Origin of the sequence: Ereboglobus luteus (genome assembly GCF_003096195.1) — a bacterium.
Classification (GTDB): Bacteria; Verrucomicrobiota; Verrucomicrobiia; order Opitutales; family Opitutaceae; genus Ereboglobus; species Ereboglobus luteus.
In genome coordinates this window covers 3,388,382-3,404,687 of sequence record NZ_CP023004.1, presented here as the reverse complement: position 1 = coordinate 3,404,687, position 16,306 = coordinate 3,388,382, and the positions used below count along the sequence as shown (strand labels likewise).

7 protein-coding genes are annotated in these 16,306 nt (G+C 61.3%); 3 read left to right on the top strand and 4 right to left on the bottom strand.

Features of this window, described 5'->3' with window-relative positions; genetic code table 11:
- Positions 1-4: 4 nt before the first annotated feature.
- Entirely contained in the window at positions 5-1,156 is a 1,152-nt protein-coding gene (gene gcvT, locus CKA38_RS12410) for a glycine cleavage system aminomethyltransferase GcvT (RefSeq protein WP_108825757.1), read from the bottom strand.
- Positions 1,157-1,270: 114 nt separating this feature from the next.
- Between gcvT and CKA38_RS12405 the strand changes: the two genes are divergently transcribed.
- The 3 genes from CKA38_RS12405 to CKA38_RS12395 all read left to right on the top strand — a co-directional run bounded on the left by CKA38_RS12405 (position 1,271) and on the right by CKA38_RS12395 (position 5,641).
- On the top strand, positions 1,271-2,770 hold the full coding sequence (locus tag CKA38_RS12405) for a DUF3160 domain-containing protein (RefSeq protein ID WP_161554891.1): 1,500 nt from the start codon (positions 1,271-1,273) through the stop codon (positions 2,768-2,770).
- Between the two features lie 8 nt (positions 2,771-2,778).
- Positions 2,779-3,516 carry a DUF3160 domain-containing protein gene (locus tag CKA38_RS12400; RefSeq protein WP_161554890.1) on the top strand — a complete coding sequence of 246 codons (738 nt, stop codon included), beginning with the start codon at positions 2,779-2,781 and terminating at the stop codon, positions 3,514-3,516.
- A gap of 76 nt (positions 3,517-3,592) precedes the next feature.
- Positions 3,593-5,641 carry a DUF3160 domain-containing protein gene (locus CKA38_RS12395; RefSeq protein WP_161554889.1) on the top strand — a complete coding sequence of 683 codons (2,049 nt, stop codon included), beginning with the start codon at positions 3,593-3,595 and terminating at the stop codon, positions 5,639-5,641.
- Positions 5,642-6,160: 519 nt separating this feature from the next.
- Here CKA38_RS12395 and CKA38_RS12390 read toward each other — a convergent pair.
- The 3 genes from CKA38_RS12390 to infC all read right to left on the bottom strand — a co-directional run bounded on the left by CKA38_RS12390 (position 6,161) and on the right by infC (position 16,226).
- Positions 6,161-13,945 carry an autotransporter outer membrane beta-barrel domain-containing protein gene (locus CKA38_RS12390; RefSeq protein WP_152032848.1) on the bottom strand — a complete coding sequence of 2,595 codons (7,785 nt, stop codon included), beginning with the start codon at positions 13,943-13,945 and terminating at the stop codon, positions 6,161-6,163.
- 426 nt (positions 13,946-14,371) lie between these two features.
- The gene (locus CKA38_RS12385) at positions 14,372-15,616 is read right to left on the bottom strand and encodes an N-acetylmuramoyl-L-alanine amidase (RefSeq protein ID WP_108825753.1); all 1,245 of its coding nucleotides are present in this window, start codon (positions 15,614-15,616) and stop codon (positions 14,372-14,374) included.
- Entirely contained in the window at positions 15,546-16,226 is a 681-nt protein-coding gene (gene infC / locus CKA38_RS12380) for a translation initiation factor IF-3 (RefSeq protein WP_108825752.1), read from the bottom strand. Before infC ends, CKA38_RS12385 begins: the two co-directional genes overlap by 71 nt.
- Positions 16,227-16,306: the final 80 nt, after the last annotated feature.

The following is a 16,306-nucleotide window of genomic DNA, read 5'->3' as shown; positions in this document are numbered from 1 at the left end:
TTGTTTATTTCTTTAGTTGAACAAATGGAGGTTTGACGAGTTGCAAAGCGATTTTTGTTCCGCGGATGTCGGTGAGCAACGGATGCGGCGCCGCGGCCGCCGGAACAATCGCCGAGCCGATGGCCTCGTTGAGCACCGGCGAAAGCGTGCCCGAAAGCACCTCGCCGATTTGCTCCCCCGCCCCATTGAGCACCTGCGCCCCGGCGCGCACGATGCGCCGGTCGCCGGTCTTGAAAAACACAACCTTCCGCAACGCCGCCTGTGCTTGCGGCGCGGTGGAGGCGCGCGACTCCATCTCCGCCGCGAGCGGCTCGCTGCCGACAAAGCCTCCTTCTTTTTTCAACTTCACCGTCCAGTCGAGCCCCGCGGTGAGCGGGGAAATATCCGCCGTGATCTCATGCCCGTAGAGGGGGAATCCGGCCTCGAGCCGCAGGCTGTCGCGCGCGCCAAGCCCGGCGAGCTCCATGCCGAGCGGCGCGCCCGCGGCGAAAAGCGCGTCGGCCAGCGCGCGCGCGTCGGCGGGCGCATGGTAAAGCTCGAAACCGTCCTCGCCCGTGTATCCCGTGCGACTCACAAGACACCGCACTCCGGCAACCTCGATGCCGTCCTTAAAATGATAATACTTGATCTCGCCAAGTCCGGCGGCGGGCGCAAGCGACTGCACGATCTCAAGCGCGCGCGGGCCTTGAATCGCCAGCAGCGCGTAGTCAGCGGAACGATTGGAGACCGTCACGTCATAACGCGCCCCGTCGGGCTTGCGCAACGCAACCAGTTGCTCGCCGATCCAATCGAGGTCCTTGGCGATATTGCCCGCGTTGACGCAGAGAAGATAATCCCCGTCGCCGCGCTTGTAAACAAGCAGGTCGTCCACAACGCCGCCGCTCGGATAGCACATCGGCGAATACACGATACGCCCCGGCGTCATTTTCGAAAGATCGTTTGTCAGGAGGCGCTGCAAAAACGCAAACGCGTCCGCGCCGCTCACATCGAATTCGCCCATGTGGCTCACATCAAAAAGACCCGCGGCGCGGCGCACGGTTTTATGCTCCTCAAGAATGCTCTTGTATTGGACGGGCATTTCCCAACCGGCGAAGTCCACCATGCGGCCGCCATGCGCCACATGAAAGTCGTAAAGAGGTGTGCGTTGAAGAGTCATGCCCACACTACGACGATCCGCGCGCCAAGGCGCAAGCCCGCGATTGCGCAACCCAGCCCGAAACCGCGCGCTCACGGCTTGCCTCGCCCGCGGGAAAATCGGAGACTGCGCGCCATGCTTCGCCCAACCCTGATTGCCCTCGCCGCCGTATTCGCGATTTCACCTTTCGCCAGCGCCCAGCGCGACAAACTTCCCGCCGACGAACTTACCCCCGCGCAACACGAACAACTCCAGCGCGACAAACTCATCATCGGCAGAACAGATTATAACCAAATTTTCGAGCCCTATCTGAAACTCGGCAAAGCGCCCGAATCCATTCGTTTCATCACCAGCGACGCCGCCCTCGCCGCCTATCACGCGCTATTCGAAGATTCGTTCCGCGAACTCGAACTGCGCCGCGCCACCCGCCTGCGCGGCGACGTGGAAGGCCTTTACAATGCATGCAAACCCCACTCTTCCAACAAGCCGACCTATCCGCCCGACCTTATCCAGCATATTCTCGGCCCCGCGATGGTGATTCTCGGCACTCCCGCGACCACGGATAATTTTTCAAAAAAACTGATTCCCGAAATTACACGTCAAGCCGCGCTCATACGCACTGCCGACAAAATGGAATGCCCTCCATGGCTCGATTACAGCGAAGATGATCGGTTTTTCAGAATCGACTACCGTCGCTGCAAGCCGGTGAGTTTCTATGCCGACGACGACGCGCTCGCCGACTACCACCGTGCCGTCCGCTGGTTGCAACTCATCCCCATGAGGGCAACCAACGACGCCGAGCTCGAAGCGTGGGCGCACATGGTCATTGCATCAAGAACACTATTCGTGACCACCCTGCCCGACTTCATAGTCAGTTTCACTGGATTAAGCGCTTTCCTTGGCCCGATTGCAGACCGCACTATTATAGTGAATAATTTGGATATCCTGCGTGCCTGCGCCGCCGTCTTGGGTCCCCGGGAGAAATCTAAAAAGTGCACCCGGTTGAGGGAAGTCCTCCTCGCAAATGCCCGTCAAAATTCAGTGCACACCACCATCAACGATGAAATCCGGGACAAATCCCCAAAAGATACGTCGCCCCTTTCCGAAATCCGTTTTCGCGTGATACCTACACACGCGCTCCCTGACGCCGAAATTTTATCCGCTTTTCTCTCCGACGAAATCCATCCCAACGGCCTCACTGTCGCGGCATTTCTCGGCTCGTCCTTCGCATATGAACGAATGCCTCAAGTCGACACTGGCAAATGGGTTTCCACAAATAAACGTGCCCGGCTCCTTACCTTTCCACAGGACGGACAGCCGCGTAGTCTTTACGCCAATTACATTGATGTGCTTCGCACTCTGAATGCTCCGCCCGTCAAAGAGGCGCCCTCATTCATGAGTAGCATTCCCTGGCAAATCAAAGCATGCCAAACCCAACTCGCCAGTTGGGCGCAAATCCGGCACACATATGTGCTACAATCAAAACTCGGATTAACCTACGGTGGCATAGAGCATGCCCCCCACCGCCGCCCGGTTTTGTCGAGCCCAACCCCGCATTCTGGCGTGAATATGTGCGTTTGGTTGAACGCACAATCACGTTACTTGATGCAGAAACCGTGTTTGAGCCATCCGTAATTGCATTCGTGCAATACCTCCGCGCAACAGCGGACGAAATCGAAACGTCCGGGTTCACCCAAGATGATGCCAGGTTGGATATTTTGAAATCACATAAGAACGAGGCCCTTCTTCGCAAAGCAAGCCAGCTGATGTGGATGGATAAGGAGCTACAGACCCAGAAACTCGTTGATGCATTATCAGGTCCTGCATTTGCCACATCGGAAGAAATGCGCACAGCTTGCAAACATGCCATCGCATTGCTCCGCACTTATGCTGACAAAATGGAACGCGGTGAAATGAAACCTCAATATAAGGATACCACTGATAGCCTATCAGAACGCTGGAACACCCTCGCCATTCTATCGCGCCAAATTGAAACCATTCTTGCAAAACAACTCAGTGACATCGAGATCACGAATTCCGAGCGTTCCATTTTAATTGAATATGGTTATACAGTCGCCAACGCAATGGGCTACCTCGCAGCAGCCGGCGACAACCCCCGCGACAACGCCCCGCGCTGGGCGGAGGTCGCGCATGATCCAAACGTCGATGAATCCCTCGGCGTCGCCACCGGACGCGCGCGGGCATTGTTTGTCCTTTATCCCTGGCGCGGACGCGAGCTGCTCTGCACCGGCGCGGTGCTTTCTTATTACGAGGAATGGGCGCCGACCAAACGCCTCACCGATGCCGAATGGAAAGAAAAACTCGACAGCCCCGACGCCCCTCCCCCGCCCGACTGGCTCGCACCCATCCTCGCAAAGTAAACGCAGCTCTGAGAGCTTCCCGAAACCGCGCGCTCACGGCTTGCATCGACCGCGGGAAAATCGGAGACTGCGCGCCATGCTTCGCCCAACCCTGATTGCCCTCGCCGCCGCATTTGCGCTTTCACCTTTCGCCAGCGCCCAGCGCGACAAACTTCCCGCTTCCGAACTTACCCCCGCGCAACACGAACAACTCCAGCGCGACAAACTCATCATCGGAGCAAAAGATTATAAGCAAATTTTTGAGCCCTATCTGAAACTCGGCAAAGCGCCCGAATCCATTCGTTTCATCACCAGCGACGCCGCCCTCGCCGCCTATCACGCATTGTTCGAGGATTCGTTCCGCGAACTCGAACTGCGCCGCGCCACCCGTCTGCGCGTCGACTTGGAAGGCCTTTACAATGCATGCAAACCCTTCTCCTCCCAAAAGAAGAAACCGGTTTATCCATCCACGCTCATTCAACACATCCTCGGCCCCGCGATGGTGATTCTCGGCACTCCCGCTACCACCGAAAATTTCTCTGAATCCCTGCTCCCTGAAATCAATCGGCAAGTCGCGCTCATTCGCGACGCCGAAGTTTTGGAATGCCCTCCATGGCTCGATTACAGCGAAGATGATCGGTTTTTCAGAATCGACTACCGCCGCTGCGAACCGGTGAGTTTCTACGCCGATGACGACGCGCTCGCCGACTACCATCGCGCCGTCCGCTGGCTGCAACTCGTCCCCATGAGGGCAACCAACGACGCCGAGCTCGCGGCATGGGCGAACATGGTCAGGGTTTCCAACACTTGGAAATGGTATAATGAGAGGGGGAATCCCGAGTTCATAACCAGCTTTACCAGCCTGAGCATCTTTGCCGGGCCCATCGCCGACCGCACAATCATCGTCAACAATTCCGACATTCGATCCGCCTGCCATCCCTCTTCGGATATTGTTAAGAACAAAGTCCAGCCCGCAACGCTTAGACTCGACCGCCTACGCGAAATACTCCTTCAGGACGCGCGCCAGAATCCGCCACGCTCCGCCATCAACGACGAAAACCGCATTGAGCCCCAAGCGAATCATTCGCCGCTTTCCGACATCCGTTTCCGCGTGATGCCCACGCACGCGCTTCCCGACGCCGAAATCATTTCCTCGTGTCTCAAAGATAATATGCGCCCTAACGGCCTCACCGTTGCCGCGTTCCTCGGCTCTGCGTTCGCGCATGAGCGCATGCCCAAAATCAAGGACGATCCCGATGGCGCAGAGTGGGCGTCGTGGTGCAAACGAGCCCGACAAATCACACTCTCGCAGGGAGGCGAACCGCGCAGCCTCTACGCCGATTACATCGACGTGCTCCGCGCACTCAACGCGCCGCCGGTCAAGGAAGCACCGGCGTTCATGGGCAGCCTCCCCTGGCAAAGAAAAACCTGCCAGACCCAACTCGCGAGCTGGGCGCAAATCCGGCACACCTATACATTGCAGGCAAAACTTTCCGTGATGCGCATTACTGGCGTCGGCGATCTCCGTCCGCCTCCGCCCGGTTTCGTCGAACCCAACCTCGCATTCTGGCGCGAATACGTGCGTTTTGTTGAGCGCACGATTGCACTGCTCGAACAGCATGGCGTTTTTACTCCGCTTGAGAACGAAAACGCCGACACAAGTGAATCCCTAGAATACAAACCCGGATTCGGCGGCGGTAGCGAGCGTGTGCAAAACCGATGGAACAAGCTCGCCACCCTTTCACGCCAGTTGGAAACCATTCTCGCCAAGCAGCTCGACGAAATCGAACTCACCAAATCCGAACGAGCCACGCTCGTTCAATTCGGCTACACACTCGCCAACGCGATGGGTTATTTTCATTCATCCACTGAGGAAAAACCCCGCGACAACGCCCCGCGGTGGGCGGAGGTCGCGCATGATCCAAACGTCGATGAATCCCTCGGCGTCGCCACCGGACGCGCGCGAGCATTGTTTGTCCTTTATCCCTGGCGCGGACGCGAGCTGCTCTGCACCGGCGCGGTGCTTTCCTATTACGAGGAATGGGCCCTGACCAAACGTCTCACCGACAAAATGTGGAAAGAAAAACTCGACGGTCCCTACGCCCCTCCCCCTCCCGACTGGCTCGCGCCCATCCTCGCAAAGTGAGGCCATTCATGAGCCAGAGCTTTTTTGGTTTATTCTGTCGCATTTGAGGTAGGGCGAACCGTCCCGGTAAGCCGGAGATGTTGTGGCTCACCGGGACGGTTCGCCCTACCAAAAGGCGTTTCCTCGCGACAATTTAAACCGAAACAGCCCTAGTTTTGGGTGGGGCGCGCTCGCCGAGCGCGCCGAGAAATACGGGAGATGAACACTGCGGTTGACAGATGACGCCTGTGCTCGGTAACGACGGTTCGAGCGTTGGCGACAGTTCGCCAACCGCCCTGCCATTAGCATACTTGGGCGCATGTAAGGTGCGCGCCCCTACTTCCGCGCGGCGGCCACGGCCTGGGCGTTGATGGTCGGGTTTCCAACATTCGGAACTGGCACAACGAGGCACAAGGAGAGAAGGAGCCTTCATTGTTGTCCGGCCGAATCGCGCCCCGGCGCATTCCCCAAAAAACGCCCCCGGGGGTTCCGGGGGCGTCGAAATGGCAGGCGCGGGATTGCCTCGGAATTGCGCGGGGCTTACCAGCCGTAGCGGATTCCGAACATGGCGCGCACGTCCATGTAGTTGTAGTTCGTGCCAATGTGCGCGCCGGCGTCGCCCCAAATCGTCCAGCCGCGGCCCAGATCAGCCTGGGCGCCGAACTTGAAGCCGAACATGTCGCGCGGCACGCTGTATTTCACGCGATGGCTGTCGAAGCGAAGCTCGGCATACTGGTAGGCGTGCCACCAGCTGGCCTCGACGAAGGGCTGGAAGAAGTGCCGGCGCTGCGGATAGACGCGGAGGCCGAGGCGCGAGCGCATGTATTCCGACGAGCGCGAGCGGACGGTCATGCCGACTTCGTCGGTGTGCGTGTCCGTGCTGTGGCGGTTGTAGATGAGTTGCGCCTGGGGCTCGAAGACCATGCCGGTCTTTTTCGGATACCATGCGTAGCCACCCTCGACGCTGAGGCTCATGCCGTGCGAGTCATACTTGAGGCGGCGCATACCGTCGTCATCGACCTGGTTGTCGTAGGTCGCAAACGAGAGCCATGCGTCGGCATACCAGCCACGCTTGCCGGCCTTGTCGGCAAACCAGCTTCCGTAAACGCCGATGTTGAATCCGTCGATGCGGGAAGAGCCCTTGATGGAGATGTCGTCAACCTTGACGTCGGTCTGGGAGTTGCCGTAGCCGCCCATGACGCCGACCCGAATGAGGTCGCCGGCAAGGATGGCACCCTCGGTGGCGAGCATGTCGTAGCCGGCATGGACAACGTAGTTTGTCGTGTTCACGCGGTGCGTCTTGGCGACGCTGTCGCCGAGGTTCATGCGTCCGGAGATGCGCAGCCAGCCGTTGTTTTTCTTGTCGTTGCCGGTGGCGGAGGCGTCGGTCGCGGAGGCGGCGGAGAGGTCGTTGCTCACGCGCTCGTGGTGCGTGTGGTTGAACATGACCGCGCCTTCATACCAGTTGGCGAGGTGCCCGCTGACCGAGGGGCGGTAGTGCGAGCGCAGATACCAGTTGCCGTCGTTCGCGGGATTGCCGCCTTTCGCGCCGTGGTAGAGGCGGTATTCGAAGGGGCCGATGAAGTGGCGGCTGTCGAGGGCGAAGGCGTCGCGGGCGGAGACGCCCATGCCGCCGAGCACCTCGACGACGGGAATGCCGTTGCCCGTGGTGAGGGCGCCGGGGCCGCCGACGGGATTGGCGGTGATGATGGTGGCGCCACCGGCGACTTGCGTGCTGTCAACAACGAGCATGTCAACGAGCGAGTTCGCGCCGCCTTCGTTGTAAACGAAGTCGATGGTGAGGCGTCCGTTGTCGGAGATGTAAACGCCGGAGCCGGCGTCGCCCGCGACGGCGCTTTCGGAAAGGAGGAGGATGTCCCCGGTGATTCCGTTGGCGAGGTTGAGGACGCCCTGGTTGTGGAAGGAGGCGACACGGAGGACGTGCGCGTGGGCGGCCCCGCTGGCGGCGAGGGCGTGCTGGGTGTGCAGGAAGGGATGGTAGCTGCCGGTGTCATCCACGGTGACGACATCGCTTTCATCAGCGCCGACGACGTGCATCGTGCCGGTGTTGATGATGGTGTTGATGCCGTCGCCAAGGTGGGAGACAGCAACGCCGAGTGTGTCGCGTCCGGAGGCGCCGGTGGTGTCGGCGTGGCTGCGGTGGTGCCATTCGCCGGTGTTGACGATGGTGTGGTGGCCGGTGCCGCCAGTGATGGTGCCGACGATGGTGCCGGTGTTGACCACGGTCACGTCGCTGTTGCCGAGGATGGTGATGGCGTTGTCGGAGGACGCGCCGATGTAGCCGGCGTTGGTGACGGTGTGCCCGCCCGTGACGGGGCCGGTGTCGTCGAGGATGATGCCCGCCGCGCCGGCGCCCCAGCCGCCGTGCGCCGAGATGCCGGCGAGGATGTTGACCGTCGAGCTGAACGAGGGCTCGACAACGATGGCGGAAGCGTTGAATCCGGATGCGTTGGCATTGGCCTCAAGCTGGACAACAGCGATGCGGCACGCGGCCACGAGCGCATTGGCGTAGTCGCCGGTGGTCGTGACGGCACCCTTGCTGATGATAGTCGAAACGCCATCGGCGGATCCGGCCACGATGCCGTGCGCGCCGGAACCCGTGGTGTTTATGACGGCATTGGAGACGACGGTGACATCGCCCGTGCCGGAGAGGCTTTGGGCGTTGATGCCGATGGCGCCCGCGCCAGCGGTTTTGATTGTGCCGGAGAGCATTTCGGCGTAAACATTGCCGCCGTCGTGGGAAACGAGGTTCCAGCCGTGCGCGTCGGTGCCGGCGGTGGTGTAGTTGCCCCTGGTGATGACGGACACATTGCCCGCCTCGTAGGAGGTTGCATCAAGACCGTGAACATTGTCAGTGATGGTGTTGGCGTTGATTGTCACGTCGTCGCCGCGGATGAGGAGGTCTCCGTCATCGGTGTAGGCGACAATCGCGGAGCCGTCGGCGGTGGTGATGCTGGAACCGTCGATCAGGCCGATATCGACAGAGCTGCCCGCATAGGCGTCGGCAAAAATGCCGTGGGAATATAGGCCGCCGGTCGTGATCGAGCCACCGTGCCTGATTGTGATGTCCCCGTCGGCCACGGAATTAGTCTCGGCGTAAATGCCGTGGGAGTTGTCGCCATTGGTGGAAATCGCGCCGTCGAGGTAGTTCGCGGTGATCGCACCGCCGTCGGTTTGGAGGTTCCAACCGTGCGCGTTGTCGCCGGCGGTGGTGTAGTCGCCTTGGGTCGCAACAAGGATGCTGCCGGTGCCGGTGGCAACCGCGCTGAGGCCGTGGATGCCATCGGTCACGGTGTTCGCAACGATGCTCGCGGCGGTGGCGGAGATGATGATGTCGCCGTTCCCGGAGACCGCGTTGACCGCCGAGCCGTCCGCCGTGCTGATCACGGTGTCATCGGAAAGATAAATCCCAGCCCCGCCGTTGCCGTTGGTCGTGGCGTTGATCGCGTGGGAAATCTCGCCGGTCGTCGTAAGCGTGCCGCCGCCATAATAGGCGACAATGTTGCCGCCGTTGGACTCAAGGTTCCAGCCGTGCGCGCCGTCGCCCGCGGTGGTGTAGTCGCCTTGCGTCACAACGAGGATGCTGCCGGTGCCGGTGGCGACCGCGCTGAGGCCGTGGATGCCATCGGTCACGGTGTTCGCAACGATGCTCGCGGCGGTGGCGGAGATGATGATGTCGCCGTCCCCGGAGATCGCGTTGACCGCCGAGCCGTCCGCCGTGCTGATCACGGTGTCATCGGATATGGAAACGACAACCGAGCCCGCGCCGCTGGTCTCGGCGTTGATGGCGTGCGAAATTTCGCCGGTCGTCGTAAGCGCGCCGCCGCCATAATAGGCGACAATGTTGCCGCCGTTGGATTCAAGGTTCCAGCCGTGCGCGCCGTCGCCCGCGGTGGTGTAGTCGCCTTGCGTCGCAACGAGGATGCCGCCAGTGCCGGTGGCGACCGCGCTGAGGCCGTGGATGCCGTCGGTCACGGTGTTCGCGGTGATGCTCGTGGCGGTGCCGGAGACGATCGTGATGTCTCCGTCCCCGGAGAGCGCATTGACCGCCGAGCCGTCCGCCGTGCTGATCACGGTGTCGTCGGATATGGAAACGACAACCGAGCCCGCGCCGCTGGTCTCGGCGTTGATGGCGTGCGAAATTTCGCCGGTCGTGGTGATTGCGCCACCGCCGTGAATTGCCTCGATAGCGCCGCCATTGGATTGGAGATTCCAGCCGTGCGCGCCGTCGCCCGCGGTGGTGTAGTCGCCTTGTGTCTTAACATACACATTGCCCGTGCCAGTGGCGACCGCGTTGAGCGCGGCGAGGCCGTCGGTGACAGTGTTCGCGGTGATGGTCGCGCCGGTGGCGGAAATGATGATGTCTCCGTCCTCGGAGAGCGCATTGACAGCCGAGCCGTCAACCGTGCTGATCACGGTGTCGTCGGAAAGGCCGATCGTGACGCTGCCCGCGCCGGTGGTCTCGGCGTTGACGGCGTGCGAAACTTCGCCGGAGGTCTTGATCGCGCCGTTGTTGTGAATCGCGGTGATGTTGCCGCCGTCGGACTGGAGGTTCCAGCCATGCGAGCCGTCGCCCGTGGTGGCATAGTTGCCAGTGGCAAGGACTTGGATGTTGCCCGTGCCGGTGGAGACTGCGTTGAGGGCGTGCAGTGCGTCGTTGTGGGTGACGGCGTTGATGGCGGCCTTGGTGCCGGTGATGGCGATGTCGCCGTCAACCGTGGTGGCGTGGACTGCCGAGCCGTTGGAGGTGGTGATCGCGGCGGTGTCGGTCAGCTCGACGATGACATCGCCGGAGCCGGCGTTGGTGGCGGAAATGCCGTGGGAGGCATTGCCGCCGGTCGTGATGGAGCCGGCCAGGCGGACGCCCACATCGCCGGTGGCGGCGGCGCCGGTGAGCGCGGCGTAAATGCCCGTGGCGTCGGGATCGGCGGTCGTGATTGAGCCGCCCTGCATGTCAACCGTGACGGCCGCGCCGGTATCGCTGGTGGCTCGGATGCCGTTGGCGCCGGTGCCAATGGTTGAAATGACTGTGGCGGGGTCGCCTGTGACGATTTGGACGCTGCCCACGCCGGAGGCGGCGCCTTCGATGCCGTGCTCGTTGGCGGCAATGGCGCTGATTTGGACGGTGGCGCCGGTGGTGTCGATGAGGATGTCGCCATCCCGGGTGCGCGCCACGATGCCCGCGGCGTCGGTGGTCCTCAGGATGCCTCCATCAAGAACGATGTTGATCTCGCCATCCTCCGCCTCGGCGAAGATGCCCGTGGCGTGCCCGGTGCGGATTTCGGCGCCCGCGCCGGTTTGCGTGATGTTGATTTCGCCGGCGGCGGTGGTGGTGGCGTAGACGCCGGCCCCGCCGGTGCCGTGGAGGTTGGCGACCTTGCCCGTGTTGATGATGTCGATGTTGCCGCCTTGGGATGTGACTTCGATGCCGCGCGCGCCGGTGTTGACGCCGAGGGAGATGTTGCCCGCGTTTTCGACGCGGTTTGAGTCAGCGCCAGCGTCGTTGATTTGGATGCCGTTGCCGTTTCCTGCGAAGATGTTTCCGGCAGCCGTGTTAAAAACTGTGCCCGAGCCGTTGATGACGATGCCGCTGTGGTTGGCTTCGATGAGGTTGTCGTTTTTAACGAGGCCGGAGCCGATGTTGATGCCGTCGCCGTTGGCGCCGGTGGCCTTGATGGAGCCTTCGTTGATGACGGTGCCGGAACCGGCTATGAACACGCCGTGATGATCCGCGCCGCCGGCCTGGATGCTGCTGCCCGCGCCAATGTTTTCGACGAGTCCGTCGCCGCCAATGGTCACGCCGTGGCCGTTGATCGCGGTGATCGCGCCGGTGTTGCCGACTTCGCCGTTGCCGCCGATGTCCACGCCGTGGCTGTTGGCGCCATTGGCCTGAATCAGGCCCTGGTTGGTGACGGTGCCGGTGCCGGCGATCACAACCGCGCTGTGGTTGTTGCCGCGGGACTCGATGCTGCTGCCCGCGCCGATGTTTTCGACGAGTCCGTCGCCGCCGATGTTCACGCCAATGCCGTCGATCGCGGTGATCGCGCCGGTGTTGCCGACCGCGCCGTCGCCGCCAATGTTCACGCCGTGGCCGTTGGCGCCGGAAGCCTGGACGAGGCCCTGGTTGATGAGGGTGCCGGTTGTGTCGATGAACACGCCGTGGTAGTTCGCTCCGGCCGCCTCAATGCTGCTGGTCGCACCGAGGTTTTGCACAAGGCCGGAATTGACACGCACGCCGTGGCCGTCGGTCGCCTTGATGCGTCCGGAGTTGTCCACGCGGGCGACGCCGCCCACGAACACGCCGCTGGCGGCGTTGACGCTGCCGGTGTTCACCACGAGTCCCGCGGCGTCGATGAGCACGCCCGTGCCGTCCGCGGCATCGACGCGACCTGAGTTGGAGACCGTGCCCGAGCCGATGTGGATGCCGTTGCCGCCGCCAGATTTGATGACGGCACTGAGCTGGTTGTCCACGTAGCCCGCGCCGGTGATGCGCACGCCGTCGCCGTCGACGTTTTCGCTTTCAATGACGCCGGTGTTGGTGACGGTGCCGGAGCCGTTGATTTCGACGCCGTGCATGCCGATGCCCTGGGCGAGAATTATGTTCTGGTTTTGCACGACCGCCAGCCCGGAGCCGGCATTGACACGCACACCCGAGCCGTTTTCGGTGGTGATGACGCCGGCGTTGGTGATTGTGGCCGTGCCAGTGGCGACGGCGGCATCAATGCCGTGGCTGTAAGTGTCGATGGTGCTGGAATTGGTGACGTTGACCGCGCCCGCCCCGCCGACGTTTGTGGCGACGATGCCGCTGTGGTTCTCGCTCTTGAGCACGCCGTTGTTGACAACGGTGACGGCGTCGCCGTCCGCGTTGTTCCGCGCCCCGGCCATGATGGCGGGACCGGCATTGGTCTCGATCCGGCCGCTGTTGGTCACGGAGACCGCGCCGCCGTCGGTGGCGGAATTGTATCCGGAAATCGCAACAATGCCGTAGTGGTGGGCGAGCTGGCCCTGGTTGTAAATGCCGGCGCTGTTGTCCACGGTGACTTTGCCGGAGCCGTAGTTGAGGGCCTGAATGCCGTCGTCGCCGTTGACGTCCAGCCTGATGGTGCCCGCGCCGGTGGTGACGGAGATGTCGCCCGTGGCCGCGGCATTGGTGAACGAAGCCTGGATGCCCTGGGAGCCGCTGACATTGATGTCGAGCGTGGCACCGGTGGTGTCGATGGTGATATCACCCGCGCCGGCGGCATTGTTTGTGGCCACGATGCCTGAATTATTGGCCGTCCTGATGACGCCGCCGTTGGCGGTAATTTTGATGTCCTCGGTTCCGGTGCCAGCGGCAACGATGCCGCGGCCATTGCCGGTGGCGATGACGTTGCCGGTGGTGGTGATGTCGATCGCGCCCGCGCTGCCGGCATAAATGCCGTCGCCGTTTGCGGTGGTCACGGCACCGCGCGTGGTAATATTGATGTCACCGGTTGAGGAAATGGCCTCGATGCCGCGTCCGCTGCCCGCCGCCGTGACCGTGGCGCCCGCCGCCGTGGTGACGGTGAGGTTGCCGGAGGTCGAGTAGAGGTCGATGGCGTGGCCCGTGGAGGCCTGGTTCTGGGCGACAATGGTGCCGGCGTTGTGCTCGACCGTGATGGCGCCTGAGTCCGAGTAGAGCTCGACCGCCGAGGAGAGGCCGCTAAGCCCTTGCGAAATGAGGTTGCCGGTGTTGACGAGGCGCACCGCGGCGGTGCCGCCGCTGGTGTTCTGGATGGCTGAATCGGCGCCAGTAATCGTGCCGGCGTTGTTGATTGTCGTCGCGCCATTCGGGGAGCTAAAATACAATGCCGTGGCTGCATTCACAGTGACATTGGATCTCAGGGTGATGGAGCTGGCGCCCGTGGACGGGGTGGTGAGGCGAATGCCATTGGTGGTGCCGACAAAGGAGGCATTGTTGAGATTGACGGTGGTGGTGCCGTCGAGGCTCTGGTTGGTCAGGTTCAGCGCATAGCCGCTGTTGTTGCCGGAGGTGGTGACGTTGAGATTGCCCGTGGCGTTGCCAAAACCGCTGTTATCGTGGGTGATGTTGGCGGTTCCCGCGCCGGTGATACCGTTCAGGGTGGCGTCGAGGTTCAGGTAATCACGGTAGTAATAATGCCATGTGCCCCCGCCATCGGTGCCGCTGCTATATACATATTGACCTGTGGTGGTGGTGCTGGGCGCGCTGTTTATTGATACATACTGCGTCCCGGCGGGCGCGACGTTATCATAATGATTCTCGGCCTCCAAAGGAGCCATCACGCCCATTATCAACGCAGCCACGGCGGCAAACGTGCCACAAATGAACGGCGATCTTTTTATCGTAGAAAGCCGGGAAGGCTTTGAGCGGAAATTCTTGATTTCACGCTGAACCGGTGAGTCCGAGGGTTTGTTATTCATATGTTTTTTACGTTTGTGCTATGCAGTTGATGAAAATAAGAAAAATGGGCATCTAAAAGCAGGGAGGTAAGCCGGAAAGCGCAAGCTGTTTTTCAATATGCACAGATGCCGTATATATCACGTAATTAATTGCCTTGCAAAAAGTAATGAAAAATAAGACCATCCTTGTTGCAAAATATTTTCCATCGGACGGATTCTTCCAGATTCTTTGCCTGCCGTGAATGTTTTCCCCCAAGGATTTAGGCAAAAAACAGAGCGGGCTCCGAGACATTGAACGCAAGCGGACACGGGGACGCGCTGGCGCGCCCCCTACTTCCGCGCAGCGGCCACGGCGGTGGCGTAAGCATCAACGCCCTTGGCGATGGCCTCGGCGATTTGCTGGCGGTAGGCGGGCGTGGCGATTTTGCGCGCCTCGGCATTGTGCGAGAGAAAACCCGCCTCGACCAAAACCGCCGGACACTTCGCAAGACGCAGGACGGCCAGCTTGTCATGCTTGAAGCCGCGGTCGGAAACTTTCAGCGACGAGAGCAGCGCCTGCTGGATTTTAATCCCCGCCACGGAACTCCAAAAGCCGTGCGCATCGCCGGGATTCCAAAGCGCGTCGGACGGCTGCGATTTTTCGCGGCGCATCGGCACCTGGTAGCGAGGCGTGAAACGATAGACCTCCGCGCCGGAAACACTCTGCGGCCTCGACGCGACGGAATTGTAATGGATGCTGATGAACAAATCCGCGCCTGCCTTGGCCGCGACCTCGGGACGATCGCCGAGCTCGACTTTTTTGTCGGCCGTGCGCGTCATCACGACCTTGTAGCCGCGTTTTTCGAGAAGGGTTTTGAGGCGCTTGGCCGTGTCGAGCACCATGTCCTTCTCGTAGATTTTCAGGCGCTCGTTGATCTTGCCCTTGTCAATGCCCCCATGCCCGGCGTCGATTGCGATAACTTTCAGCTGCATCACGGTGCTGCGTCCGCGCCTCGGGTCCATGATCGGCGCCAAAAGAGTGTCGGCGTCGATGCGGCTGACCCACAGGCTGCGGCGATAGATTCTGAACGCCGAGCCCGCAAAAACCCGCGTGCCGTTGAGCAGGAATTCGCGCGACTCGCCCGTGATCTCGATTCGGGTGCCTCCTTTTTTCAGGGTAAGCTGCTTGCCGTCGTTTTGCCATGTCGCGGAATAGCCCATCGTCTTTGCAAACGGCACCAAGTCGATGTGGTTCAACCCGCCCAGGCTGACGACGGTTCCGGAGGCGGACGATTTCTTTTTCGCGCCGGTGTTTGCCGGCTTGGAAGACGCCTTCGCGCCACTTGCGCTGGAAGCCGCGGGGACGGTTGGTTTCGAAAGCGGAATATTCGAATGCTGGCTCGAGGCCGCGCCGGGGCGCGTGGGCGAGCTTAGCGGACGGCTGGCATCCTGCGCATCCGCGGCGATGTGCGCCGCCGCGAACAAGGCGCACGCGAGCAATCCGCGCAACATGCGCGCGGGCGTCTTATTTATCCCCTTCTCCATCGCCGGGATTGTCGGCGTCGGATGCAGAATCGTCGGGGATATCGTCCTCATCTTCGTCGTCGGGCCGCAGGAACTTGGGCTTGCGTTTGTTTGCGGGCAGCGGCGTGAGCATCACGTTGATGTGTTTGCCAAGAAGCTTGGGGGGCGAGTCGGGATGCCCCATCTCCGTCAATTCGGCGAGCGCCTTGTTGATGACGCCGAAGCCGATCTCGGGATGCGCGAGTTCGCGCCCGCGAAACTTGAGGCGAAGCTTCACCTTGCTGCCCATGTTGAGAAATTGCTCCGTGCGGCGGAGCTTGGTCATAAAGTCGTTGTCGGCGATGCGCGCGGTGAACTCGACCTCCTTGACCTTGCCCGCGGTGGCCTTGGCGTGGGAACTTTTTTTCTGCTCCTCGTAAACATATTTGCCGAAGTCCATGATGCGGCAGACGGGCGGCTGGGCATTGGGCGCGATCTCCACGAGATCGAGGCCCACTTGGATGGCGAGTTGCAGCGCCTTCTCGGTTGGCATGATGCCGAGCTGCTTGCCCTCGGGGCTGATAACGCGGGCCTGGGCGGCTCTGATGCGTTGATTACGGCGAATGCTCGCGAACGGATCGTTGTTCGTGCGTCGTTGGTATGGGCCGCGTCTTGGACCGGCGTAAGGGAACGAATTTGCCATCAATATTGCTTGGTTGTGTGGGTGTGGTCGGGTGTTGTTCTCATCAGGAACCGCGCCCGTGACAACTCTAATTTACATTT